Below are 22,423 nucleotides of genomic sequence, written 5' to 3' on the forward strand. Positions count from 1 at the left end.
CCGGCTCCAATTGCTGCACCATTTAGCAAGTGCTAGGCTTTGTGAACTACCCTCGGCTGTAGGCGGCTCGGAGGGACGTGATGAAGCGGCGAATGATCGGCCTGGAGACCCTGGTCACGGGATCCGAAGAGGCGTTGGCTCCGCCGAAGTCCAAGCCGACCGGGCCGGAGCTCAGCTCTGCAGCCTCGGCCGGCCGGCCATCCCGCCGAAGGCTGCTGGCCTCAGCCGGCCTTGGCTTCGGCGCTGCGGCATTGTCGTTCTCCGCCGGCCCGGCTGTCGCGCAGCCAGGTGACGGCGCAAGCCTCGGCCAGCCGGTGCGCGTCAGCAAGGATCGGCTCGATGCGCTCGCAGCGAAGCTCCACGCCGTCTTCAACGAGCACAATATCTTGCCGCCATTCTCGGCCGACAAGCACGGGGCGCGGGTCGACGTCGAACTGCGTCGGCTGACGACCTACACGCGCATTCCCGGCACCGGTGAGCGCGTCAAGGTCAGCGGCCTGCTCGCGCTGCCCGCCGATCACAAGGGCGCACTGCCGGTCGTGTCGTGGCAGCACGGCACCATCCTGTCGTTCGACCAGGTCCCGTCCAATCTCGTCAAGCTGGCCGATCCGAACTACGAGCCGCGCGACAATGTCGATTCGATCGAGACGCTGTTCAACGTCCAGCGCCTTGTCGGCAACGGCTTTGCGTTGATCGCGGCCGACTATCTCGGCAAGGGACCGTATCGCCAGGGGCGAGGCGAGGCCTATGCGGTGAAGGACGCGACCGTGCAGTGCTGCCTGGACGTGCTGAGCGCGGGTCTGCTCGCGCTCGATCATCTCCGCCTGCGAAAGTCCGGGCTGTTCCTGAACGGCTGGTCGCAGGGTGCCTTGAACACGCAATGGCTGCGCCAGGAATTGCAGCGGCGGCGCGTCGCGGTGGCGGCGAGCGCCACGCAGAGTCCGTTCAACAATCTTGCGGATTCGATGCGCTATTGGGTGTCGGCCCAATCGGGCAGCGCGTCGACCGACAGCACCTATCCGAAGCAGCCGATCTGGATAACGCCCTGCGTCATCGTCCTCCTGGGCAGCTATCGCCAGTATTACCGGCTCGGCGACCTGTTCAAGACTGCGATCAAGCCGCAGCACCTCGCGCTGGCCGAGAAATACTGGGCCGACTACAGCATGGACGAGGCGTTCAGCAAGTCGGTGCCGCAGCCCTCGGACCTGCTGGTCGACGGCTTCTTCGAGCGCTTCACCCACGAGACCAACAGCCGCTTCCTCCGTCGTCTGGCCGGCAATAGCTCGACCTATTGGGACTATGACGCCCCGATGCGGTTCTATTACGGTCTTCTCGACGAGGCGCTACCGCCGAGCCTCGTCAAGATGCCGCTGGCGGCCGACGGCCGCTTTGCGCAAGGCATCGCGGTCACCGGCGCCAGCCATCGCGGCACGTTCCTGGCAAGCCTGTATGGCGGCGGCGACGTCGTCGGCGGCGCTTCGACCGTGCTGGACTTCTTCAAGAGCAGCTCCTGAATTTCGGCCATGATCAGCTTGCCAGCGCTTGCGGCGTGTGGGTCGCGAGCTCCCGCTCAGCGGTACGGACGATCTCCATGGTGCGCACGATGCTCGCCGGATTGACGCTGATCGAATCGATGCCGAGTTCGGCCAGATAGCGCGCGACTTCCGGATAGTTTGCCGGCGCCTCGCCGCAGATGCCGACATGGCGATGGTTGCGGTGCGCGCCCTCCACCGCCATCCGCAGCATCGCCAGCAGGCCGGGATCGCGCTCGTCGAAATCGAACGCGACGATGTCGGAGTCGCGGTCGACGCCGAGCGTGAGCTGGGTGAGATCGTTGGAGCCGATCGAGAAGCCGTCGAAATGTTTGGCGAACTCATCGATCAGGATCACGTTGTTCGGGATCTCGCACATCATGTAGATTTCGAGCCCGTTTTCGCCTCTGACGAGGCCATGCCCGGCCATCGCCGCGATCACCTTGCGTGCCTCCTCGACCCGGCGGCAGAACGGGATCATGATCTTCAGATTGGAGAGCCCCATCGTGTCGCGCACGCGCTTCATCGCCGCGCATTCCAGCGCGAAACCGGCGGCGTAGGCGGGATGCGCATAGCGCGAGGCGCCGCGGAAGCCGAGCATGGGGTTCTCTTCCTTCGGCTCGAAATCGGAGCCGCCGATCAGGCTGGCATATTCGTTGGTCTTGAAGTCCGAGAGGCGCACGATCACCGGCCGCGGGTGGAATGCCGCGGCGATGGTGCCGACGCCTTCCGACAGCCGCTCGACGAAGAAGTCGGCGGGCTTCTTGTAGCGCGCGGTCAGGCGCTTGATCGTCGCGCGGTCCTTTGCCGCGGTCACCTTTGCGGGCGTCGCCAGCGCCATCGGGTGGATGCCGATCGCCTGGTTGATGATGAACTCCATGCGGGCGAGGCCGACGCCATCGTTCGGCAGCAGCGCGGTCTTGAAGGCCAGTTCGGGATTGCCGAGATTGACCATGATCTCGGTGCGCGGCTTCTCCAATCTGTCGATCGCCAGGCGCTCGACATCGAACGGCAGTGCGCCGTCGTAGACATGGCCGGCGTCGCCCTCCGCGCAGCAGACAGTGACCGTCGTTCCGGTCTTCGCGCGCTTGCTGAAATCCTCCGTGCCGACCACGGCCGGCACGCCGAGCTCGCGAGCGACGATCGCGGCATGGCAGGTGCGGCCGCCATGATCGGTGACGATCGCCGCCGCGGTCTTCATCACCGGCTCCCAGTCCGGACTGGTCGACGCGGCGACCAGCACCTCGCCGGGGCGGAACGCGTTCAGATCCTTGGGAGTGCGGATCAAGCGGATCTTGCCGGTGGCGATCTTTTCGCCCACGGCGCGGCCGGTTGCCAGCGTTCTGCCGGTCTTCTTCAGAACGTAGGTCTCGATCGCCTCGGGCCGCCGCTGCGAGGCCACCGTCTCCGGCCGCGCCTGGATGATGTAGAGCGCACCGTCGCGACCGTCCTTGGCCCATTCGATGTCCATCGGCGTCGGCCTGCCGGCCTTCTGCGAGTAGTGCTCCTCGACTACGATGGTGGCCTGCGCGAGCTCCAGCACGTCGGCATCGCTGATGCAGAATTTCGCCCTGTCAGCCGGCGGCGTCGCCTCGGTGCGCGTCGTCGGGCCACGGCTGCGCGCGCCGGCCTTTGCGCTGGCTTTGGCATAGACCATCCGCTTGTCCTTGGCGCCGAGCCGGCGCGACAGCACGCTGCGGAAGCCGGCCGCGAAGGTCGGCTTGTGGACGTAGAACTCGTCCGGATCGACCGTGCCCTGCACGATGGTCTCGCCGAGGCCGTAGACCCCGGTGATGAAGGCGACGTCGCGAAAGCCGCTCTCGGTGTCCAACGAGAACATCACGCCGCTCGCGGCGCGGTCCGAGCGTACCATCTTCATCACGGCCACCGACAGCGCGACCTTGTCGTGGTCGAAGCCGTTGTCGATGCGGTAGGAGATCGCGCGGTCCGTATAGAGCGAGGCGAAGCAGCGGCGGCACGCCTCGAACAGGTCCTTGGCGCCGCGAATGTTGAGAAAGCTCTCGTGCTGGCCTGCGAAGCTCGCATTCGGCAGGTCCTCGGCGGTGGCCGAGCTGCGCACGGCAACCGCGACGCCGCGGCCATACTCCTGCTCCAGCTGCTTGTAAGCCTCTGCGACCTCGTGGCGTAGATCGTCACGGTCGGTCGCCGCGAACACGATCGCGCGCGCCTTCGCCGCGCGTTTGGCGAGATCGGCGATGCGGCGCTTGTCGAGGCCGGCGAGCAGCTTGCGCAGCGCGTCGTCGGCGCCGGTCGCGCGCAAGGCGTCGCGATAGGCGGCGGCCGTCAGTGCGAAGCCGTTGGGTACGCGCACGCCTTGCGACGCCAGCGCCGAATACAGCTCTCCGAGCGAGGCCGTCTTGCCGCCGACGCCGGGCACGTCCTCGATACGAAGGTCCTTGAACCAGCGGATGTAGCCGGGTGCCGTCATCGGTGATCTCCCGCATCGCAGCGCGAACTTCAGTTTGTCGCGGCGGGCGGCGACTGCCTTGCGCAAGATCAAGCAAGGCGCTCCGCGAGCCCCTTAAATCGCGGGATGACAACGGTTCCACCATAGGCGAGGATGTTTGTTAAGACCCATCAATCGTACCCATCCGGATCACCAATGATCTCCGACGACGAGAACGAGGACGGCAATCGCGAATGGTCGCGGTTCTGGCTCACGGCGCGGCAATTCTGGCTCGGATCGACGGCATGGCGGGTCTGGCTGCTCTGCGTCGCCCTGATCGTCCTCGTGGTGCTTCAGCTCTACGTGCAGTTTCGGTTCAATTACTGGAACAGGGATTTCTTCGACGCATTGGAGGGCCGCGATCCGACGCGGCTGCGGCAGCAGGCCGTTCTGCTCATTCCGCTTTGTCTGGCGAGCGTCGTGCTGGCGATCGTCTCGGTGTGGGGCCGCATGGTGATGCAACGCAACTGGCGGCAATGGTTGAGCGCCAAGGTGATCAACTACTGGGTCGAGAACGACCGCTATGCGCGGCTCGCGACCGTGCAGGGCGATCTGAAGATTCCGGAGTATCGCATTGCCGAGGACGTCCGCATCGCCACCGATGCGCCGATCGACTTCGTGGTCAGTGTGATCTCCTCGCTGCTGACGGCGGTCGTGTTCGTCCAGGTGCTGTGGCAGGTCGGCGGATCCATCGGCTTTGCCGTGGCCGGGCACCAATTGTGGATTCCAGGCTACCTGGTGGTCAGCGTCGTCATCTATTCCGGGCTGGTGACCGGGGCCATGCTGTGGGTCGGTTCGCCACTCACGCGCGTCATCCAGACCAAGAACCAGGCCGAGTCGGAGCTGATCACCGCAGCCCATCACTTGCGCGACATCGGCGAAGGCATCGCGCCCAAGCAGGAAGAACGCAGCGTCGTTGCCGGGCTGTGGATGGCGCTCGACCGCACGATCCAGCAATGGAAGCGGCTGTGCTGGCAGCTGATGCGCAACACCCTGGTGTCTCATCTGAATACGCTGCTCGCGCCGATCATCGGCCTCGTGCTGTGCGCGCCGAAGTTCCTCGGCGATCAGATGACCCTGGGCGAACTCACCCAGGCAGCCGCTGCGTTCACGCTGGTGCAGGGGTCGTTCAATTGGATGGTGGACAATTTCAACCGCCTCGCCGAGTGGATGTCGTCGCTGGAGCGCGTCGGCGGGTTGCTGCTCTCGCTCGATCGGCTCAACGGTGATGCGGCGAGCGATGTCACGCCGTCTCGAGCCGCACGTCAGCCTGCAGACGGCTGACGTCGGCGGGATCGGACAGCGCGGTGCCGGTGCGCAGCAGCGCCGCGGCACCTGCGGCGACCGCAAAGCGAAACGCGTTGTCCAGCAACTCGCCCGCGGCGAGCTTCGCGACCAATGCGCCGAGAAAACTGTCACCGGCGCCGACCGCATTGACCGGCACCATCGTCAGCGGCTGAGCGCGCAGCACGCGGTCGCGGGTGACCAGCAGGGCGCCGAGATGACCCATGGTCAGCGCGACGGTGCCGGCCTTGCCGCTCGCGACCAGCGCGTGGGCGGCTTTCTCCCACGCCGTGGCATCGGGCAGCGCGCCGCCGACCAGCTCTTGCATCTCGTGCAGCGACGGCTTCATCAGGTCGATGCCGCCGGCTACCGCCGCGGCCAAAGCTGGCCCCGAGGTGTCGAGCACGAATTGTGCGCCGCGTGACCGTGCAAGCGTAGCAACGCGCGCATAGAAGTCGGTCGGCACGCCGCGCGGCAGGCTGCCGCTGCCGACGACGAAGCGGGGAAACGGATCCTGGGCTGCGAGCAAGGCAAGGCCGGCCTGCCATTCGGCCTCGGTCAGCGTCGGACCCGGCAGGATGAAGCGATAGGGCTGGCCGCTGACGCGCTCCTGGACGAAGAAGTCCTCGCGCGTGTCCTCGGCCGTCGCCCAGGTGCGGCTGGCGACGCCTTCCTTCTCGACGAGCTGCTTCAGCAGCAGGCCGGTCGGACCGCCGACCGGATAGAGCGCGGTGACGTCGCCGCCGAGGCGGGCGATGACACGGGCGACGTTGATGCCGCCACCACCGGGATCTCGCTGTTGCGTCGTGCCGCGCAGCTTGGCCACCGGCACGATTTTCTCGACGGTCGTCGAGATGTCGACGGCCGGGTTCGGCGTGATCGTGACGATGTCGCTCATTCGATCTCAGTGGGTCGGGGAGCCGCCGCTCGCGGTGATGCCGGCCTCGAAGAACGATTTGAGACCGAGGAAGCTGATGTCGGGCTTGATAACGAGATGAACCGGGATCGGACGCAGATAGCTGTCATAGCGCCCCTTGCCCTCGAACTGCCGGCGGAAATCGGATCTGGCAAAGTAGTCCGGAAACCGCGGCGGGATGCCGCCGGCGATGTAGACGCCGCCGCGGGCGCAGAAGGTGAGCGCGAGGTTGCCGGCGACGGCGCCGAGCCAGGCGCAGAACATGTCGAGAGTCGCGCGGCTGGTGGCGCAACTGCGGTCCAGCGCGGCGTGAGTGATCGCTGCGGCATCGCGCGGCGGCACCGTGACCCCGTCGACCGCGGCAATGGCCTGATAGACGTTCGCAAGGCCCATGCCCGACAGCGCACGCTCGATCGAGACATGGCCGAAGCGCTCGCGCATCTTGGCGAGCACGGCGGCCTCGCGCGCCGTCGTCGCCGGCAGCGTGGCATGGCCGGCCTCGGTCACGGCAACCGTGGGACGGCCTTCTGCCGGGAGATAGCACGCGGCGCCGAAGCCGGTACCGGGGCCGATCACCAGCATCGGCGCGCCGTCGACCGCGGCGCTTCCGCCAAGCGGAAACAGGTCGTCGGGATGCAGCGCCGGCAGCGACCAGCCGACCGCCTCGAAATCGTTCAGGAGCTTGGCCGAGCGCAGCTTGAACCGCTCCGCCAGCTCGGCGCCGTCGATCACCCAGGTCGAGTTGGTGAGCATGCCGCGATTGCGCTCGATCGGGCCGGCGATGTCGAGCACGGCCGCGGTGGGCGGGCCGCCGGCGGCGTGTCGCAACAGGAAGTCGGTGATCGCGTCCGTGATGGTCGGGAAGTCGGCGACCTTGAGATGCGCGACCTCGCCGATGACGTGGCCGTCAAGCAGCGCGAACCGCGCATTGGTGCCGCCGATGTCGCCCAGAAGAACGCGTTCGCTCATCCTCACTCTTCCGCCCGGTTGTGCCGCCCGGCGGGATCGTCGGATACCCGGTGAGCGGCAATCATGTTCGAATACCACCGCGCCGACGCCTTGGGAATGCGGCGCTGGGTGGCGCGATCGACATAGACAATGCCGAAGCGCTGCGAATAGCCCGCTCCCCATTCAAAATTATCCAGGAGCGACCAGACGAAATAGCCGCGCACGTCGGCGCCCGCCGCGATCGCCTGTTCCATCGCGGTCGTATAGGCCTTGAGATAGCCGATCCTGCCGTCGTCCTGGATGCAGCCGGATGCATCGACGGTGTCATTGGCCGCCGTTCCGTTCTCCAGCACGTAGATCGGAAGCCGGAACCGGCTGTGGATGTCCAGGAGCGTATCGCGGAACGCCTCGGGCACGACGGGCCAGCCGATTGCGCTGCGCGGCACTGCCGCGGGAGGCGCTCCGAAGCTGGCGCCCATCAGGTTGCTGCCCGCCTTGATGTAATGCGGCGAATAGTGATTGAGCCCGAACCAGTCGACGGGGCGGGCGATCTGCGCCATGTCGCCGGGTGCGATATAGGGCGCGACGGCGTCCTGGAGCTCCGGCGGGTAGCAGGCAAAGGCCTGCGGAAACGGGAAGGCATCGTTCCAATAGGCGGCGAGCCGCAAGGCGGCCGCGGCGTCCTCCGCACTGTCGCTCGCAGGGTAGCAGGGCTGCCGATTGTGGATGGCGCCGATCGAGGCGCCGGCTACGTCCCTGCGCAGCACGTCGACGGCGCGGCCATGGCTGAGATTGACGTGATGAATGGCCTTGTGCAGGGCCGCTCCGTCGGCGATCCCCGGCGCGTGCCAGCCGAGGCCGTAGCCGAACAGCGTGAACACGCAGGGCTCGTTGAAGGTGGCGAAGCGCTTGACCCGGTCGCCATAGCGCCGCGCGACCAGCGCGGCATAGTCGGCGAACCAGCCGACGATGTCGCGGTTCTGCCAGCCGCCGAGCGCCTCCAGCGCCTGCGGCAGGTCCCAGTGGTAGAGACAGAGCCACGGCTCTATCTCAGCGGCAAGCAGGGCGTCGATGAGGCGATCGTAGAAGGCGAGGCCGGCTTCGTTGGCCGCGCCGCGGCCTTGCGGTAGCAGCCGCGGCCAGGCGATCGAGAACCGATAGGCATTGAGGCCGAGATCGCGCATCAGCGCCACGTCCTCCGCGTAGCGATGATAGTGATCGCAGGCGGTCTCGGCGGTGTCGTTGTGGCTCACCCGGCCGGGGGCGCGCAGATAGACATCCCAGATGCTGTCGGCGCGGCCGTCGAGGTGCGCCGCGCCCTCGATCTGGAAGGCCGAGGTCGAGGCGCCCCAGAGAAAGCTCGGACGGATGGTCATGATCGAGATGGGCCCTTGCGTTGTTGCGATCAGCCGCATGATGGCGGTCGCCGGCGCTCCGCCGTTGACCGGGATCAAGCCGGCGATACCCCGGCGGATGCGGTGTGTGAAGGTGCCTCCGCCCGGCAATGGCAATCATGAAGGCAACGGGCTTGCATCGGAGCCGAAAGCTGTGGAACGTGCGGCCGCCGAAAACTGGAGTCCCGGCGCGAATGAGCGTTTTTCTGCTGCGGCGCTTCCTGACCTTGCTGGCGACCCTCGTCGGCGCGTCGCTGATCATATTTCTGGTGCTCGACGCGCTGCCGGGCAATGCCGCCCAGATGCTGATGGGCGCGGATGCCTCGCCGGATGCGGTCAGGGCGCTGACGGTCAAGCTCGGGCTGGATCAGCCGCTGGCGTTGCGTTACCTGCACTGGATCGGCGGCCTGCTGAGCAGCGATCTCGGCAACAGCTACGCCTATGGCACGCCGGTGGCCGAACTGATCCGCGAGCGGCTGGCGATGACCATTCCGCTCGCGATCCTGGCCATGGGGCTCACGACCGTGCTGGCGCTCACGGCCGGCATCTACACGGCCGCCAATCACAACCGTCTCGGCGATGTCGGCGTCATGTCGCTGACCCAGATCGGCATCGCCTTGCCGAACTTCTGGTTCGCGATCCTGCTGATCCTCCTGTTTGCGGTGAAGCTGCAATGGCTGTCGGCCGGCGGCTTTCCCGGCTGGGAGGACGGCATCTGGCCGGGTCTGCGGGCGCTGCTGTTGCCGGCTGTGGCGCTGGCAGTGGTGCAGGCCGCGATCCTGGCGCGGGTGACGCGCTCGGCCGTGCTCGACGTTCTGCGCGAGGATTTCGTCCGCACCGCGCGCGCCAAGGGCCTGACGAAGCGCGAGGTGCTGTGGCAGCACGTGCTGCGCAACGCCATGATCCCGGTGCTCACCGTGATGGGGCTGCAATTCGCCAACCTGCTCGCCGGTACCATCGTGATCGAGAACGTGTTCTATCTCCCGGGCCTGGGGCGCCTCATCTTCCAGTCGATCGCCAATCGCGACCTGATCGTGGTGCGCAACTGCGTGATGCTGCTGGCGGCCATGGTGATCATCGTCAACTTCGTGGTCGATGTCCTGTATGCGGTGATCGATCCGCGCATCAAGGTGCACGAGCTGTGAGTTCCGCCGTGGTCGTTCAAACGGGCGCTGCGCCTGCGTCCAACGCGTTCTGGCGCCGCGCGCTGCGCCATCGCAGCTTCACGATCGGCGCGCTGCTCTGTCTGCTGGTGCTCGGCGCCGCGCTGCTGTCGCTGCTCTGGACGCCATGGTCGGCCTATGAGATCGATGTCGCGTCCAAATTGCGGCCGCCATCAGCAGCGCATTGGCTGGGCACCGACGTGCTCGGCCGCGACATCGTCTCGCTATTGCTGGTGGGTGCGCGCGCGACCATTCTGGTCGGCATCATCGCCGTCGGCATCGGTCTCACCTGCGGCGTCTGCCTTGGCCTGATCGCAGCTGCGCAGCGCGGCTGGACCGAGGAACTGATCATGCGCTTCAGCGACTTCACCTTCGCTTTTCCTGCGGTACTGTCGGCGATCATGCTGGCGGCCGTGATCGGGCCGGGCATGGTCACGTCGATCACCGCGATCGGCATCTTCCAGATCCCGGTGTTCGTGCGCGTCACCCGCGGCTCGGCCGGTGCGGTCTGGGCGCGCGAGTTCATCCTGGCTGCGCGCGCCGCCGGCAAGGGCCGCTTCCGCATCACCATCGAGCACGTGCTGCCGAACATCTTGTCGATTCTGATCGTGCAGGCGACGATCCAGTTCGCGCTGGCGATCCTGGCGGAAGCGGCGCTGTCCTATCTGGGCCTCGGCACGCAGCCGCCGCAGCCGTCCTGGGGACGCATGCTGAACGATGCGCAGACCCTGTTGTTCCAGTCGCCGAGCCTCGCCGTGTATCCCGGTGCCGCCATCGCGCTCGCGGTGCTCGGCCTCAACCTGCTCGGCGACGGCCTGCGCGATCTGCTCGACCCACGGCTGGCGAGGCAGCGATGACGGTAGGCGATCAGCCTCTGCTCGATGTGTCGGGTCTCGGCATCCGCCTCAATACCAGCCGCGGCTCGGCGCAAGCCGTGCGCGAGGTCTCCTTCACGCTCCGGCGCGGCGAGACGCTCGGCATCGTCGGCGAGTCCGGTTGCGGCAAGTCGATCACGGCGCTCGCTCTGCTTGGCCTTCTGCCTGACAGCGCCGTCGTCAGCGGCAGCATCACGCTCGATGGCCGCGAGCTGGTCGGTCTCGGTGATGCCGAGTACTGCAAGCTGCGCGGCAACCGCATCAGCATGATCTTTCAGGAGCCGATGACCGCGCTCAACCCGATGCATACGATCGGTCATCAGGTGGCCGAACCGCTGCTGCGGCATATCGGCTGCACGGCGACCGAGGCGAAACGACAGGCGATCGCGCTCCTCGACCGCGTCGGTCTGCCGGATCCCGCCCGACGCTACGGCGCCTATCCGCACCAGTTCTCCGGCGGCCAGCGCCAGCGCATCACCATCGCGATGGCGCTCGCCTGCAAGCCCGACGTGCTGATCGCCGACGAGCCGACCACTGCGCTCGACGTCACCATCCAGCGCCAGATCCTCGATCTCATCGCCGATCTGGTCGCCGAGCGCGGCATGGCGATGATCTTGATCTCGCATGATCTTGGCGTCATCGCCGAGAACGTCCAGCGCATGATCGTGATGTATGGCGGCACGGTGGTCGAGAGCGGCACCACGGACGCCGTGTTCTCGCGCATGGGGCATCCCTACACGCAGGGCCTGTTCCGCGCGCGGCCGCGGCTCGGGGCCCGCAAGGGCACGCGCCTTGCGACCATCGCCGGTACCGTGCCGGAGCTCGCCGATCTGCCGGCCGGTTGTCCGTTCGCAGATCGCTGCGGGCTGGCGATCGACGCCTGTCGCACGGCGCTGCCGCCGTCGATCGAGATCGGCGCCGGGCACGGCGTCCGGTGCATCCGGACCGGCGTCGCGCTCGCGTGTGATCCGGCGGGAGTGGTCGCTTGAGCACCGCCGCGCAAGGAGTTGCAGAGACGCCGCTGCTCGAGGTCAGGGATCTCGTACAGCGCTACACGCTGCCGCGAGAGAGTCTGCTGCGGCCGCCCGGCGAGGTGCTCGCGCTGAACGGCGTGTCGCTGTCGTTGAAGGCGGGCAAGAGCCTCGGCATCGTCGGCGAGTCCGGCTCTGGCAAGTCGACCCTGGCGCGGCTGATCATGGCGCTGGAGCGGCCGTCAGCGGGATCGGTGCTGATGGTGGGCCGCGATCTCAACCGCCTCCCGGTGGATGAGCTGCGGCGGGCGCGCCGCGATTTCCAGATGGTATTTCAGGATCCGTACGGATCACTCGATCCGCGCCAGACCATTGCGCGCATCGTCGCCGAGCCGCTGACCGCTCTCGAACACTCGGATCGCGATTCTCTCCGCAGGCGCGTCGCGAGCGTGCTGCGGCAGGTCGGATTGCGCGATGCCGACATGGACAAATATCCGCATGAATTTTCCGGGGGGCAGCGCCAGCGCATCGCGATCGCGCGGGCCCTGATCACCCAGCCGAAGCTGATCGTCGCCGACGAGCCGGTGTCGGCGCTGGATGTCTCCGTGCAGGCGCAGGTTCTCAACCTGATGCAGGATCTGCAGGAGCAGTTCGGCCTGAGCTACGTGCTGATCAGTCATGATCTCGCGGTCGTCGACTATCTCTGCGACGAGGTTGCGGTGATGTATCTCGGCCGCATCGTCGAGCGCGGGCGGCCGGAGGACTTGTTCGGAAGTTGCGCGCATCCCTACACGCGGGCGCTCCTCGACGCCGTGCCGCGGGCCCAGGCCGGCGCGGTCCGGCGCCGTCGCGAGAGCGTTGCGATCGCTTCGCAATCCCTCGGCGCGGCCGGATGCGCCTACGCGCCCCGTTGTCCGCTCGCCGATGCCCGGTGCCGCGCGACGGCCCCCGCGTTGCGAGCGCTCACCGGACAGCATTCCGCTGCCTGCCATCGGGCGGAAAGCGTAATGGCGCTGCCGGCGCTCGTCGCAACGGAACTGCAGCCACTTGTCTCGAAGCCGCTTTGACGCGTAATTTGGCTTCCTCAGGGAGAAACAAACAATGTTCAAGAAACTATCGATCATCGCCATGGCCGCGCTCGTTGCGGCCGTCGCGCCGGCTCTCGCGCAGAGCAAGAAGGATAGCGTCGTTGTCGGCATGACCTTGGAGCCGCCGGGGCTCGATCCGACCAGCGCGGCCGCGGCGGCCATCGCCGAGGTGACGCTCTACAACGTCTATGAGACGCTGACCAAGATCAACGAGGACGGCTCGGTCTCGCCGCTGCTGGCCTCGAGCTGGCAGGCCTCGTCCGATCTGAAGAGCTACACGTTCAAGCTCGCCAAGGGCGTGAAATTCCAGAACGGCGAGGCGTTCGATTCCGCCGCGGTGAAGTTCTCGTTCGAGCGCGCCGGCGCCGCCAACAGCACCAACAAGGACAAGGCGCTGTTCCAGGCGATGGAGTCCGTGACGGCTCCCGACGCGGAGACCATCGTCGTCAAGCTGAAATATTCTGAGCCCAACCTGCCGTTCCTGCTCGGACAGGCCACCGCCTCGATCGTCGAGCCGAAGAGCGCGCCGACCAACGCGACGCAGCCGGTCGGTACTGGACCGTACACGCTGGGGAGCTGGGCCAAGGGCTCGTCCCTGACCTTGAACAAATGGCCCGACTATCGCAACGCCGCAGCCGTGAAGCTGTCCAAGGTGACGATCCGCTTCATCTCCGATCCGGCAGCGCAGGTCGCTGCGCTGTTGTCGGGTGACGTCGATGCCTTCCCGCGCGGCACCACGGCGCGCACCATCGCGCAGTTCAAGTCCGACCCGCGCTTCACCGTGCTGATCGGCGGCTCAAAGGCGAAGACGATCGTCACCATCAACAACAAGAAGAAGCCGCTCGACGACGTCCGCGTCCGCCGCGCGATCCTTGCTGCGATCGATCGCAAGGCGATGGTCGAAGGCGCCGTCGACGGCCTGGGTACGCCGATCGGCAGCTTCTACGTGCCGGGCTCGCTCGGCTATGTCGACACCACCGACATCAATCCCTACGACCCGGAGAAGGCCAAGAAGCTGCTCGCCGAAGCCGGCGTGACCACGCCGCTGCACCTGTCGCTGCGGCTGCCGCCGCCGGCCTATGCCCGCCAGGGCGGCGAGGTGCTCGCGGCTCAATTGGCCAAGGTCGGCATCGTCGCCAAGATCGAGAATCTCGAATGGGCGGCGTGGCTGTCACAGGTCTTCAACGGACCGCATGATTTCGACCTGACCATCGTCTCGCATGTCGAGCCGTTCGATCTCGTGAAGTTCACCGACAAGAATTACTACTTCGGCTATCAGTCCGAGGCCTTCGACAAGCTCTACCAGTCGATTGTCGATACGCCGAACGAGACCGAGCGCGCCAAGCTGCTCGGCGATGCCCAGCGCATGCTGGCGACCGATGCCGCTGCGGGCTTCCTGTTCCAGCCGCAGTGGATCACAATCATCAACAAGAAGCTCAAGGGTGTCTGGAAGGACGTGCCGCAGTTCGAGAATGATTTCTCGAGCTGGTCGTGGGAATGATGACGACCCCGCTTCGCGCGGCTTTGCGGTGACACTGCAGAATACAGCGCCCTCTCCCCTTGTGGGAGAGGGCATCGCAAGCCCGTCCGCAAACTCTGTCCTACTTGCCTCCCACAAGGGGAGAGGGCGCAATAACGACCGCCGCGCTGTCTGGTCGAACGCAATACTTCAACTTGAGCGCTGAGGTGAGCCCCACGATCCCTTGCCCAATCAGTTCGGCCAATCGATCGGCGTGAAGCGCAACTGCCGCCGCCGCATCTCGGCCTGGAGCTCCTGCGCATACTGCTTGGCCCGATCGCCGATCAAACGGTAGGGGCCCCCGATCCGGCTGTCGGCGGCCACCTGCTTTCGGACACTTTCGTAGTACGCCATCAAGCTTTCATCAGTCGAATTTACAAATCGCATCCACGCGCCCTCGCAACAAATCCCCTCGCTGCCAAGTTTGCACGGCTTTTCCGCCGCGGCAGTGACATAGGTTAACGTCCCTCAGTGGCAAAAGTTCCACTTGTGTTCCAGAGAGTTCCGGGTCGATTTCATCGACACGTTTGCCGAAATGTTTTCCGCGCGAGAACTTTCTGCTCCGATGCAGCTTGAGCCAGGACTGGAGCAGGGCGGCAATGCGCACCGAAGTCCTCGTCATAGGCGGCGGGCCAGCTGGACTGATGGCCGCGATTTACCTGGCCCGGTTCCGGCGTGGGGTCGTGGTCGTCGATGGCGGCGCATCGCGGGCGGCGCTGATTCCGCGGAGCCACAACCTGCCGGGGTTCCCGAACGGCATGCCCGGAAGCGAGCTGCTCGCACGAATGCAGCGGCAGGTCGAGGAACTTCACGTTCCTATCGTCCGGAGGACGGTGAGCGCTCTCGAGACGCATGACGGAGATCTGGTCGCGACTCACGAGCGCGGTGCGGTCGCGGCACAGCGCGTCATCCTCGCGACGGGTATCGTCGACAAGCAGACGTCGCTCGCCGATTGGAGAGCGGCGGTCCGTGACGGCGAGCTGCGCTATTGTCCGGTCTGCGACGGCTTTGAAACCATCGACCACAAGATCGCCATCGTGGGCGCGCTCGGTCACGCCGCTGGCAAGGCGCTGTTCATGCGCGTCTACAGTTCGGACGTCACCTTGATCCCGATCGATGATGAGCAGGATGCGGCGAAGCGGCAGGAGCTCGCCGCCGCCGGCGTTCGGGTGACGCCACAACTTCATGCGTTGCAGCGCCAAGACGGTGCGATCGAGGCGTCATTCGTCGACGGCAGCAGCGAACGGTTCGAGATCGTGTATCCTGCGATGGGCGCCGATGTTCGCTCCGAGCTCGCCATCAAGCTCGGCGCGCGGCATACATCCGATGGCTTTCTCGAGGTCGATGCCAAGCAGCGCTGCGGCGTCGCGGGACTCTATGGCATCGGCGACGTCGTCACCGACCTGCATCAGATCGCGGTGGCATTCGGCCATGCCGCGGTCGCCGCCTGTCACGCGCATCATTCATTGCCGATGCGTCATGCGGAAGCGTAGCGGCTAGGCAGCATCGAATTGATCGCAATCTGAAGTCGCGATATTATATGTAAGTGCCGTTTAAGTTGATGTGTCGGACCATGATTCATGGACAGAAGATCGGCGTGCATGACTGCGGCATTGAGCTGTCGCGAGGAGGCCGAACGCGATCCGGCTCGCCGCGATCAGTGGTTGCAGCAGGCGTCGAGATGGATGGCGCTGGCGGGCGAGCAAGCGGGGCATGCCCTGATCATCTGCGAGCATAGTGCCGCGGCGAGTCACGAGGCTCGTCGCTGATCGAGGCTATTGCAGCGTCGGATCGAGCCGGTCGCGCAGCCAGTCGCCGATCATCGAGACGGCGAGCGTCGTCACCACGATGGTGATCGCCGGTGCCAACATGATCCATGGTGCGCGCGTCAGATATTCGCGGCCATAGCCGACCATGTTGCCAAGGCTCGTCATCGGCGGCTGCACGCCGAGGCCGAGGAAGGAGAGACCGGACTCCAGCAGGATGACTTCGGGAAACACCAGCGTCATCGACACGATGAGGGTCGAGGCGATGTTCGGCAGGATGTGCCTGAGATAGACGCGCTGCGGCGTTGCGCCGAGCTGTCGGACGGCGGCGGCATAGCCTTGTGCATTGGCGGAGATGGCGAGGCCGCGCGCGATGCGCGCATAGCGCTCCCAGCCGAACAGGCCCATCAACCCGATCAAGAGCGGCAGCGAGTTGCCGAAGAAGGCGAGCACGGCGAGCGCCAGAATCAGGAACGGCATGCTGGCCTGGAAGTCCGCCAGCATCAGCACGGCCTGCTCGACCAGGCCGCGGAAATGCGCGGCGAGAAAGCCGAGCGTGGTGCCGGCGATGGCGGAGATCGCGGTCGCGCCGAACGCGATCAAGAGCGAAATCCGGATCGACACGATCAGACGCGACAGCACGTCGCGACCGAGCTCGTCGGTGCCGAGCCAATGCGCCGGGTTGCCCGGCAGCGACAGGCGATGGCGCAGATCGAATTTGGTGAAGCCATGCGGCGCGAGCTGATCGGCGAAGATCGCCAGCAGCAGCATCGCGACGATCCAGCCGACTGCGATGGTCACGGAGACGGGAATGTTCGGCCAGCACAGCCGCCGCGCGGCAGGCGATTTCAATGCAAGGTCGGTCATGCCTCGGCTCCCTTGCTGCGCAGCCGCGGATCCAGCAGGCCGTAGAGGAAGTCCACCATCAGGTTCGACGTGACCATGGTCATCGCCACCAGCAGCAGGATGCATTGCACGACCGCGAGGTCGCGGTTGGCGACGGCGACGACCAGGAGACGGCCGACGCCGGGCCAGGAGAACACGCTCTCGACGACGACCGCGCCGGCGATCAGGCTGCCGACCATGAAGCCGAGAATGGTGACGGTGGGGATCGCCGCGTTGGGCAGCGCGTGATCCGTGATCACCCGGCGCCACGGCACGCCCTTGGCCGACGCCGTTCTGATGTAGGGCTGGCCGAGAATTTCCAGCATGGCGCTGCGCGTGAACCGCGCCAGCACCGCGGCGCCGCCGAAGCCGAGCGTCACGATCGGCAGGATGGCGTGCCGCCACGAGTCCTGTCCGCCCGACGGCAGCCAGCCGAGCTGCACGGCGAAGATCAGCACCAGGATCAGGGCCAGCACGAAGCTCGGCACCGTGAAGCCCGCCACCGCCGTGATCATCACGGCGCGGTCGATCGCCGATCCGCGGTGCAGCGCGGCGTAGATGCCGGCGGGAATGCCGAGCAGCACTTTCAGCAGGAACGCCGGAATGGTCAGCGCCAAGGTCGCGGGGATGCGCTCGATGACGAGCTGGATCGCGGGCCGGCCGTCGCGCATCGAGCGTCCGAGCTCGCCCTGGCCGATCGCCTTGAAGTAGTCGAGATACTGCATCCAGATCGGATGATCGAGACCCCACGCCTTGCGGAAGGCGGCGATGACCTCGGGCGGCGCCTCGGGCCCCATGATCATCAGCGCGGGATCGCCCGACAGCCGCAGCACGATGAAGGCAAAGGTGACGACGAGTGCGATGGTCAGCAGCGCACGCGCCAGGCGGATGGCGAAATAGCGCAGCATCACGCGGCGACCTCGGTCTGCGACTGCAGCCCCGAAACGAGATGACAGGCCACCTGGCGCTGCCGATCCAGCGCGGCGAGCGCGGGCAACTCGTTGGCGCAGCGGGCGGTCGCGTGGCTGCAGCGCGGGTGGAAGGCACAGCCGGCGGGGCGCGCCGCCGGATTCGGCGGGTCGCCCGTCAGTACGATGCGGCTGGTGCTGCGGCGTCCCGGAGCAGGGGAAGCGGACACCAGCGCCTGCGTGTAGGGATGTTGCGGCCGCGCGAACAGGTCGTCGGCATCGCCATATTCGACGATGCGGCCGAGATACATCACGGCCACCTTGCTGCTGATCTGCCGGACGACGCGCAGATCATGGCTGATGAACAGCATCGTCAGACCGAGCCGGACCTGGAGATCGACCAGCAGGTTCACCACCTGCGCCTGGATCGAGACGTCGAGCGCGCTGACCGGTTCGTCGCAGACGAGGAAGTCGGGCTTGGTCGCCAGCGCACGGGCGAGCACGATGCGCTGGCGCTGACCGCCCGACAGCGCGCCGGGATAGCGGGCGCCATGGCCGTCGTTGAGATCGACAGCCTGGAGCAGCTCATGCACGCGCGCGTCGCGCTCGGCGGCCGTGCCGATGTCGTGGATGTCGAGCGGCTCGCGGATCTGCGCGGCAACGGGAAGTCGTCGATCGAGCGCGCCGAGCGGATCCTGGAAGATCATCTGCATGCGCGCGCGCTGGGCGCGCCACGCCGCCGAGCCTGGTGCTGCGATCGGGGCGCCGTCGAAGCGCACACTGCCGCGGTCGGGCGGCTCGAGACCGAGCACCATGCGGCCGGTGGTGGATTTGCCGGAGCCGGACTCGCCGACGATGCCGAGCGTCTCGCCCTTTTGGATCGAGAAGCTCAGGCCGTCGACGGCGTGGACGGATGCGGCGCGTCCGAACAGGCCGGTCCTCATCCGATAGGTGCGCGAGATCGCCTGGACCTCGACCAGCGGCGCTGTCATTCGGCGGCGAGCTCCATCGGCAGGCGCTGCGGCCGCAGGCAGGCCACCGCGCGGTCCGGCTCGACCGGCGCCAGCGGCGGCACGCCGGCATGGCAGCCGTCGCCGGCAAACGTGCAGCGCGGCGCGAAGGCGCAGCCGCTGGGCAGTGCGCGCGGATCAGGCACTGTTCCGGGAATGGCCTGCAGCCGCCGCCTGACGCCATCGAGCGGCGGCAGCGCGCCGATCAGGCCCTGCGCATAAGGGTGCCAGGGATCATCGAACAGCCGCGTCGCGGGCGCGCGCTCGACGATGCGGCCGGCATACATCACGCAGACGTGGTCGCAATTCTCCGCGACGACGCCGAGGTCATGGCTGATCAGGATCATCGCCATGTTGAACTCGCGCCGGATGGCCGACAGCAGATCGAGGATCTGCGCCTGGATGGTGGCGTCGAGCGCGGTGGTGGGTTCGTCGGCGATCAGCAGCTCGGGCTGTCCGGCCAGCGCCATTGCGATCATGATGCGCTGGACTTGGCCGCCGGAGAACTCGTGCGGATAGGCGGACAGCCGGCGTGCCGCATCGGGGATGCCGACGAGATCGAGCAGCCTGAGCGCCTCGGCCCGCGCAGCCTCGCCGCGCAGCCCGCGATGCAGCGCGAGGCTTTCGCACAACTGGCGCCGGATCGTGAGCACCGGATTGAGCGCGCTGGCGGGATCCTGGAAGATCATCGCGATGCGGCGGCCGCGCACCTGGTCGAGCACCTTGCCGTCAGCGCCGAGCAGCTCGCGGCCTTCGAGCCTGGCCGAGCCTGATACTTTCGCCTTGCCGGGCAGGAGACCCAGCGCCGCGAGCCACGTCACCGACTTGCCGGATCCGGACTCGCCGACGAGGCCGATGGCCTCGCCCCTACCGATGTCAAGATCGATGCCGTGCAGCACGGGCGTGCCGTCGAAGGCGACCTTCAGTTCGGAGATGCTGACCAGCGGCGCCACGGCGTCACGCACCGTAGTTGCCGGTGCGGAAGTCCATCGCGAAGGCCGGCGAGGCCTTCCACTTGATCGACTTCGGCTTGGCGGTGAAGGTCGCGTTCTGGTGCAGCACCGTGTAGGCGGGGTCCTCGCGCTCGGCGATCTCCAGCATGCGGCGGAACGCCTTCTTGCGCGCCTCGCGATCGGTCGAGGTCTCCAGGAATTCGGAAAGACGATTGAGCTCGTCATTGCTCCATTCGCCGACCTGCTGCTGCTGGCCGTTGGGGCCATGCTGGGCGACGAGCGAGGAGACGGGATCGTTGAACGCGGCCGAGTTGGACCAGTCGCGCACCGCGCGGGTCGGAGCGCGCTCGAGAATCTGGGACCAGTTCTCCTTGGTCTCGATCTGAACGTTGAGGCCGACCGCCTGCCACATCTCGACCAGCACCTGCGCGGTCGCGACCTGGTTGGTGTAGTAGTTGTTGAGCAGTCGATACGGGATCGGGTCACCCTTGTAGCCGGCCTGCTTGAGCAGGTCCTGTGCCAGCTTCGGATCGAATGCCGGCACGCTCCAGTCGGCGATGAACATGTCGCCGTAGAATTCCCACTGCAGGCCCTTCGGCACCCGGGTGCGGCCGGCCCACAGGCTGTCGACGATGGCCTGGCGGTCGATCGCATGGGTGAAGGCGCGGCGCACCAGCGGATTGGCGAGCTGCGGGTGGTTCTTGTCGAACACGGTGAGACGGTGATTGAGGATGGTGCCGCCCTGGACCTCGAACGCCGCGTTCTTCTCGATGCCGGCGATCTGGTCCGGCGGGATGTCGCAGGCGAACTGATATTCGCCAGACAGGAGCCCGTTGATGCGGCTCGCGACCTCCGGCACTTCCAGGAATCGGATGCGCTTCAGCGGCGGACGGCCACCCCAATATTCGTCATGGGCTTCGAGCGTCAGCGACACGTCCGGCTTGAACTCGACGATCTTGTAGGGACCCGTCGTGATCGGCTTGCGCGCCCAGTCGAGATAGCTCGCCGCTTCCTCCCAGCCGCGCCGGCTCATGATGTCGGAGCCATAGCGCATCAGGCGGCCTTCGATGGTGACGTCGGGCGTCGCGTTGACGAAGCGCACGGTGTATTTGTCGACGGCGTCGACGCGAACCAGGTCCGGCCACATCCGGCGCGCGACGCCAATCACGTCCGGCGGCAGCTCCTTGCCCGGGCGCGGCGTCGGGATCTTCTCGAACGCCTTGATGGTGGTGCGGCTCTTGGCCTCGCTGTCGCCGAACATGCGCTCGCGGCTGAACGAGAACACGACGTCCTCGGACGTCATCTCGTCACCATTGTGGAACTTGACGCCCTGGCGCAGCTTCAATTCGACGGTCTGGTCGTCGATGCGCTTCCACTCGGTGGCGAGGCCGGGGACGGCTTCGAGATTGCCGCGGAAGTTCTTCGAGATCAGGCTTTCCCACAGCGACGAGTAGAACACGCGCTCGCCGACATTGGACTGCTCGCGCAGCACGTCGAGCACGTTCGAATTGGTCACCTTCTGCACGGCGATGGTGACCGAGGGACGGTTGTCTCCCTGCGCGATCGACACGCGCGGCAGGATGAAGCTGCCGCCGATCGCGGCGCCGGCGCCGAGCAGGCCGCGGCGGGTGAGCTTGGTCATGGCAATCTCTCTGTCGTCTGAGGTTGTCTGAAACGATGGGATCGGGTCGCGCGGACGCGTTGGCCTATCGGGCGAGGCCGAGCGAGGCGAGATACGCGGCGCCGGCCTTGACGTGATCATGGTTGCGCAGTTCGAGGATCAGGCGCGGATTGGAATTGAGCTTCGCCAGTGCGCGGAACACGGCGACCCAGCGGATGTTGCCTTCGCCCGGCGCCCAGTGACGGTCGGCGTAGCCATCGGTGTCCTGCAGATGGACATGGGTCAGCATGTTGCCGGCAGCATCAACGTAGTAGTCGACGGGTGGCGCGCCGGTCGAATGGTGCGCGTAGTTGGCATGGCCGGTATCGAGCGAGACCCGCACCTTGCTGCTGCCCAGCGCCTTGGCCAGGGTGACGCGGTCCTGCGGATCCTTGTCCTCGATGTTCTCGATCACGATCTCGCAGTTGGCCTGCTCGGCAGAGGCAATGACGTCGGTCAAGGTCGCCCTGACACGCTCGATCAGCGCCTCGCGATTGTCCGGCAGCATGTCGATGTTGTTGGCGTCCCACGTCGTGTAGGGCGAGTGGATCACCATCTGCGTGGCGCCGAGAAACTCGGCGACCTCGAGCCCCTGCAGCAGGCGCTTGGTGACGGCGCGGCGGATCATCGGATCGTGGCTGTCGATCTTGAAGCCCCAGAACGGACCGTGGATGCCGAGCCGGCCGGTGTGGCCCGACAGCATCGACTTGATTTCCTTGGCGGTGCTGCGCCAGTCGCTGTCGAGAAGGTCCGCGCGGAAGAAGTCCTGGATCTCCAGATCGCGTTGATGTTCGAGCAGCCAGTCGCAATGCGCGGGAATGGACTTGACGGAGAGGGCGGCGCCGAGCACCGGCAGCGTGGTGGTCATGTCGAGGAAACCCTTTCGAGGAAGCCCTTGCCTGCGTGGGGCCCGGCAAGCGCTAGCGGAGTTCGATGACGCGCCCATGAAGGGCTGTGGAGGACGACCGCGACATGTTGTGTCCTCGCGGGCATGAAGGCGGTCAGCGGATCAATCTCTGGGGTAGTCGCGTGCCGGCTGCTGCTACTTGACGTAGCCGCGGGAATTGCAACAATGCGGCGAAAA

The 22,423-nt window shown here is 66.4% G+C and carries 20 protein-coding genes; 8 read left to right on the top strand and 12 right to left on the bottom strand.

What is annotated here, in order from left to right; all coding sequences use genetic code 11:
- The first annotated feature begins 80 nt into the window (after positions 1–80).
- The gene (locus QW887_RS06405; protein WP_315714256.1) at positions 81–1,514 is read left to right on the top strand and encodes a lysophospholipase; all 1,434 of its coding nucleotides are present in this window, start codon (positions 81–83) and stop codon (positions 1,512–1,514) included.
- Positions 1,515–1,527: 13 nt separating this feature from the next.
- Here the strand turns inward: QW887_RS06405 and ppsA are convergent, their stop codons facing one another.
- Positions 1,528–3,981, bottom strand: a complete 2,454-nt coding sequence (gene ppsA / locus QW887_RS06410) for a phosphoenolpyruvate synthase (RefSeq protein WP_315714257.1) — start codon at positions 3,979–3,981, stop codon at positions 1,528–1,530.
- A gap of 174 nt (positions 3,982–4,155) precedes the next feature.
- Between ppsA and QW887_RS06415 the strand changes: the two genes are divergently transcribed.
- On the top strand, positions 4,156–5,283 hold the full coding sequence (locus QW887_RS06415) for an SbmA/BacA-like family transporter (RefSeq protein ID WP_316194275.1): 1,128 nt from the start codon (positions 4,156–4,158) through the stop codon (positions 5,281–5,283).
- Here the strand turns inward: QW887_RS06415 and QW887_RS06420 are convergent.
- The 3 genes from QW887_RS06420 to QW887_RS06430 are packed head-to-tail and all read right to left on the bottom strand — an operon-like array spanning position 5,243 to position 8,523.
- On the bottom strand, positions 5,243–6,181 hold the full coding sequence (locus tag QW887_RS06420) for a 1-phosphofructokinase family hexose kinase (RefSeq protein WP_316194276.1): 939 nt from the start codon (positions 6,179–6,181) through the stop codon (positions 5,243–5,245). The genes QW887_RS06415 and QW887_RS06420 overlap by 41 nt on opposite strands.
- 6 nt (positions 6,182–6,187) lie before the next feature.
- Positions 6,188–7,168 (bottom strand): glucokinase, encoded by a 981-nt coding sequence (gene glk / locus QW887_RS06425; protein ID WP_316191976.1) that lies wholly within the window; start codon positions 7,166–7,168, stop codon positions 6,188–6,190.
- A gap of 2 nt (positions 7,169–7,170) precedes the next feature.
- On the bottom strand, positions 7,171–8,523 hold the full coding sequence (locus QW887_RS06430; protein ID WP_315714391.1) for a GH1 family beta-glucosidase: 1,353 nt from the start codon (positions 8,521–8,523) through the stop codon (positions 7,171–7,173).
- A gap of 212 nt (positions 8,524–8,735) precedes the next feature.
- On the opposite strand from QW887_RS06430, the gene QW887_RS06435 reads away from it, so the two are divergent.
- From QW887_RS06435 to QW887_RS06455, 5 genes are read left to right on the top strand one after another with little or no spacing between them, the layout of a single operon-like run.
- Entirely contained in the window at positions 8,736–9,686 is a 951-nt protein-coding gene (locus QW887_RS06435) for an ABC transporter permease (RefSeq protein ID WP_316194277.1), read from the top strand.
- An 8-nt stretch (positions 9,687–9,694) separates the two neighbouring features.
- Positions 9,695–10,561, top strand: a complete 867-nt coding sequence (locus tag QW887_RS06440) for an ABC transporter permease (protein ID WP_316191975.1) — start codon at positions 9,695–9,697, stop codon at positions 10,559–10,561.
- Positions 10,558–11,568: an ABC transporter ATP-binding protein gene (locus QW887_RS06445; RefSeq protein WP_316194278.1), complete on the top strand. Its 1,011-nt coding sequence runs from the start codon at positions 10,558–10,560 to the stop codon at positions 11,566–11,568. Before QW887_RS06440 ends, QW887_RS06445 begins: the two co-directional genes overlap by 4 nt.
- Positions 11,565–12,617, top strand: coding sequence for an oligopeptide/dipeptide ABC transporter ATP-binding protein (locus QW887_RS06450; protein ID WP_315714264.1), 1,053 nt, complete (start codon positions 11,565–11,567; stop codon positions 12,615–12,617). The genes QW887_RS06445 and QW887_RS06450 overlap by 4 nt, the downstream gene beginning before the upstream one ends.
- Positions 12,618–12,651: 34 nt before the next feature.
- Positions 12,652–14,139, top strand: a complete 1,488-nt coding sequence (locus QW887_RS06455; RefSeq protein WP_316194279.1) for an ABC transporter substrate-binding protein — start codon at positions 12,652–12,654, stop codon at positions 14,137–14,139.
- Between the two features lie 210 nt (positions 14,140–14,349).
- Here the strand turns inward: QW887_RS06455 and QW887_RS06460 are convergent, their stop codons facing one another.
- On the bottom strand, positions 14,350–14,511 hold the full coding sequence (locus QW887_RS06460) for a hypothetical protein (protein WP_315714266.1): 162 nt from the start codon (positions 14,509–14,511) through the stop codon (positions 14,350–14,352).
- Positions 14,512–14,521: 10 nt separating this feature from the next.
- On the bottom strand, positions 14,522–14,764 hold the full coding sequence (locus QW887_RS06465; protein ID WP_315714267.1) for a hypothetical protein: 243 nt from the start codon (positions 14,762–14,764) through the stop codon (positions 14,522–14,524).
- On the opposite strand from QW887_RS06465, the gene QW887_RS06470 reads away from it, so the two are divergent.
- Positions 14,757–15,650: an NAD(P)/FAD-dependent oxidoreductase gene (locus QW887_RS06470; RefSeq protein WP_315714268.1), complete on the top strand. Its 894-nt coding sequence runs from the start codon at positions 14,757–14,759 to the stop codon at positions 15,648–15,650. The two genes, QW887_RS06465 and QW887_RS06470, sit on opposite strands and share 8 nt — an antisense overlap.
- Positions 15,651–15,932: 282 nt before the next feature.
- On the opposite strand, the gene QW887_RS06475 is transcribed toward QW887_RS06470, so the two are convergent.
- The 6 genes from QW887_RS06475 to QW887_RS06500 form a co-directional block, all read right to left on the bottom strand.
- Entirely contained in the window at positions 15,933–16,790 is an 858-nt protein-coding gene (locus QW887_RS06475; RefSeq protein ID WP_315714269.1) for an ABC transporter permease, read from the bottom strand.
- Positions 16,787–17,716: an ABC transporter permease gene (locus tag QW887_RS06480; RefSeq protein WP_315714392.1), complete on the bottom strand. Its 930-nt coding sequence runs from the start codon at positions 17,714–17,716 to the stop codon at positions 16,787–16,789. The genes QW887_RS06475 and QW887_RS06480 overlap by 4 nt, the downstream gene beginning before the upstream one ends.
- Positions 17,716–18,708, bottom strand: a complete 993-nt coding sequence (locus QW887_RS06485) for an oligopeptide/dipeptide ABC transporter ATP-binding protein (protein WP_315714270.1) — start codon at positions 18,706–18,708, stop codon at positions 17,716–17,718. Before QW887_RS06485 ends, QW887_RS06480 begins: the two co-directional genes overlap by 1 nt.
- Positions 18,705–19,679, bottom strand: a complete 975-nt coding sequence (locus tag QW887_RS06490) for an ABC transporter ATP-binding protein (RefSeq protein WP_315750445.1) — start codon at positions 19,677–19,679, stop codon at positions 18,705–18,707. The genes QW887_RS06485 and QW887_RS06490 overlap by 4 nt, the downstream gene beginning before the upstream one ends.
- Positions 19,680–19,683: 4 nt before the next feature.
- A complete protein-coding gene (locus QW887_RS06495) occupies positions 19,684–21,321 on the bottom strand; it encodes an ABC transporter substrate-binding protein (RefSeq protein ID WP_315714271.1) in 1,638 nt (545 codons plus the stop codon).
- Between the two features lie 64 nt (positions 21,322–21,385).
- Complete coding sequence (locus tag QW887_RS06500; RefSeq protein WP_315714272.1) at positions 21,386–22,207, bottom strand: sugar phosphate isomerase/epimerase family protein; 822 nt, start codon at positions 22,205–22,207, stop codon at positions 21,386–21,388.
- Positions 22,208–22,423: the final 216 nt, after the last annotated feature.

The organism is Bradyrhizobium sp. SZCCHNRI3052 (assembly GCF_032484895.1).
GTDB lineage: Bacteria > Pseudomonadota > Alphaproteobacteria > Rhizobiales > Xanthobacteraceae > Bradyrhizobium.

Coding starts and splice junctions, on each gene's coding strand:
- QW887_RS06420 (WP_316194276.1), bottom strand. CDS start 6,181: ATGAGCGACATCGTCACGATCACGCCGAACCCGGCCGTCGACATCTCG.
- QW887_RS06495 (WP_315714271.1), bottom strand. CDS start 21,321: ATGACCAAGCTCACCCGCCGCGGCCTGCTCGGCGCCGGCGCCGCGATC.
- QW887_RS06415 (WP_316194275.1), top strand. CDS start 4,156: ATGATCTCCGACGACGAGAACGAGGACGGCAATCGCGAATGGTCGCGG.
- QW887_RS06480 (WP_315714392.1), bottom strand. CDS start 17,716: ATGCTGCGCTATTTCGCCATCCGCCTGGCGCGTGCGCTGCTGACCATC.
- QW887_RS06435 (WP_316194277.1), top strand. CDS start 8,736: ATGAGCGTTTTTCTGCTGCGGCGCTTCCTGACCTTGCTGGCGACCCTC.
- ppsA (WP_315714257.1), bottom strand. CDS start 3,981: ATGACGGCACCCGGCTACATCCGCTGGTTCAAGGACCTTCGTATCGAG.
- QW887_RS06460 (WP_315714266.1), bottom strand. CDS start 14,511: ATGGCGTACTACGAAAGTGTCCGAAAGCAGGTGGCCGCCGACAGCCGG.
- glk (WP_316191976.1), bottom strand. CDS start 7,168: ATGAGCGAACGCGTTCTTCTGGGCGACATCGGCGGCACCAATGCGCGG.
- QW887_RS06470 (WP_315714268.1), top strand. CDS start 14,757: ATGCGCACCGAAGTCCTCGTCATAGGCGGCGGGCCAGCTGGACTGATG.
- QW887_RS06405 (WP_315714256.1), top strand. CDS start 81: ATGAAGCGGCGAATGATCGGCCTGGAGACCCTGGTCACGGGATCCGAA.
- QW887_RS06430 (WP_315714391.1), bottom strand. CDS start 8,523: ATGACCATCCGTCCGAGCTTTCTCTGGGGCGCCTCGACCTCGGCCTTC.
- QW887_RS06500 (WP_315714272.1), bottom strand. CDS start 22,207: ATGACCACCACGCTGCCGGTGCTCGGCGCCGCCCTCTCCGTCAAGTCC.
- QW887_RS06475 (WP_315714269.1), bottom strand. CDS start 16,790: ATGACCGACCTTGCATTGAAATCGCCTGCCGCGCGGCGGCTGTGCTGG.
- QW887_RS06455 (WP_316194279.1), top strand. CDS start 12,652: ATGTTCAAGAAACTATCGATCATCGCCATGGCCGCGCTCGTTGCGGCC.
- QW887_RS06485 (WP_315714270.1), bottom strand. CDS start 18,708: ATGACAGCGCCGCTGGTCGAGGTCCAGGCGATCTCGCGCACCTATCGG.
- QW887_RS06445 (WP_316194278.1), top strand. CDS start 10,558: ATGACGGTAGGCGATCAGCCTCTGCTCGATGTGTCGGGTCTCGGCATC.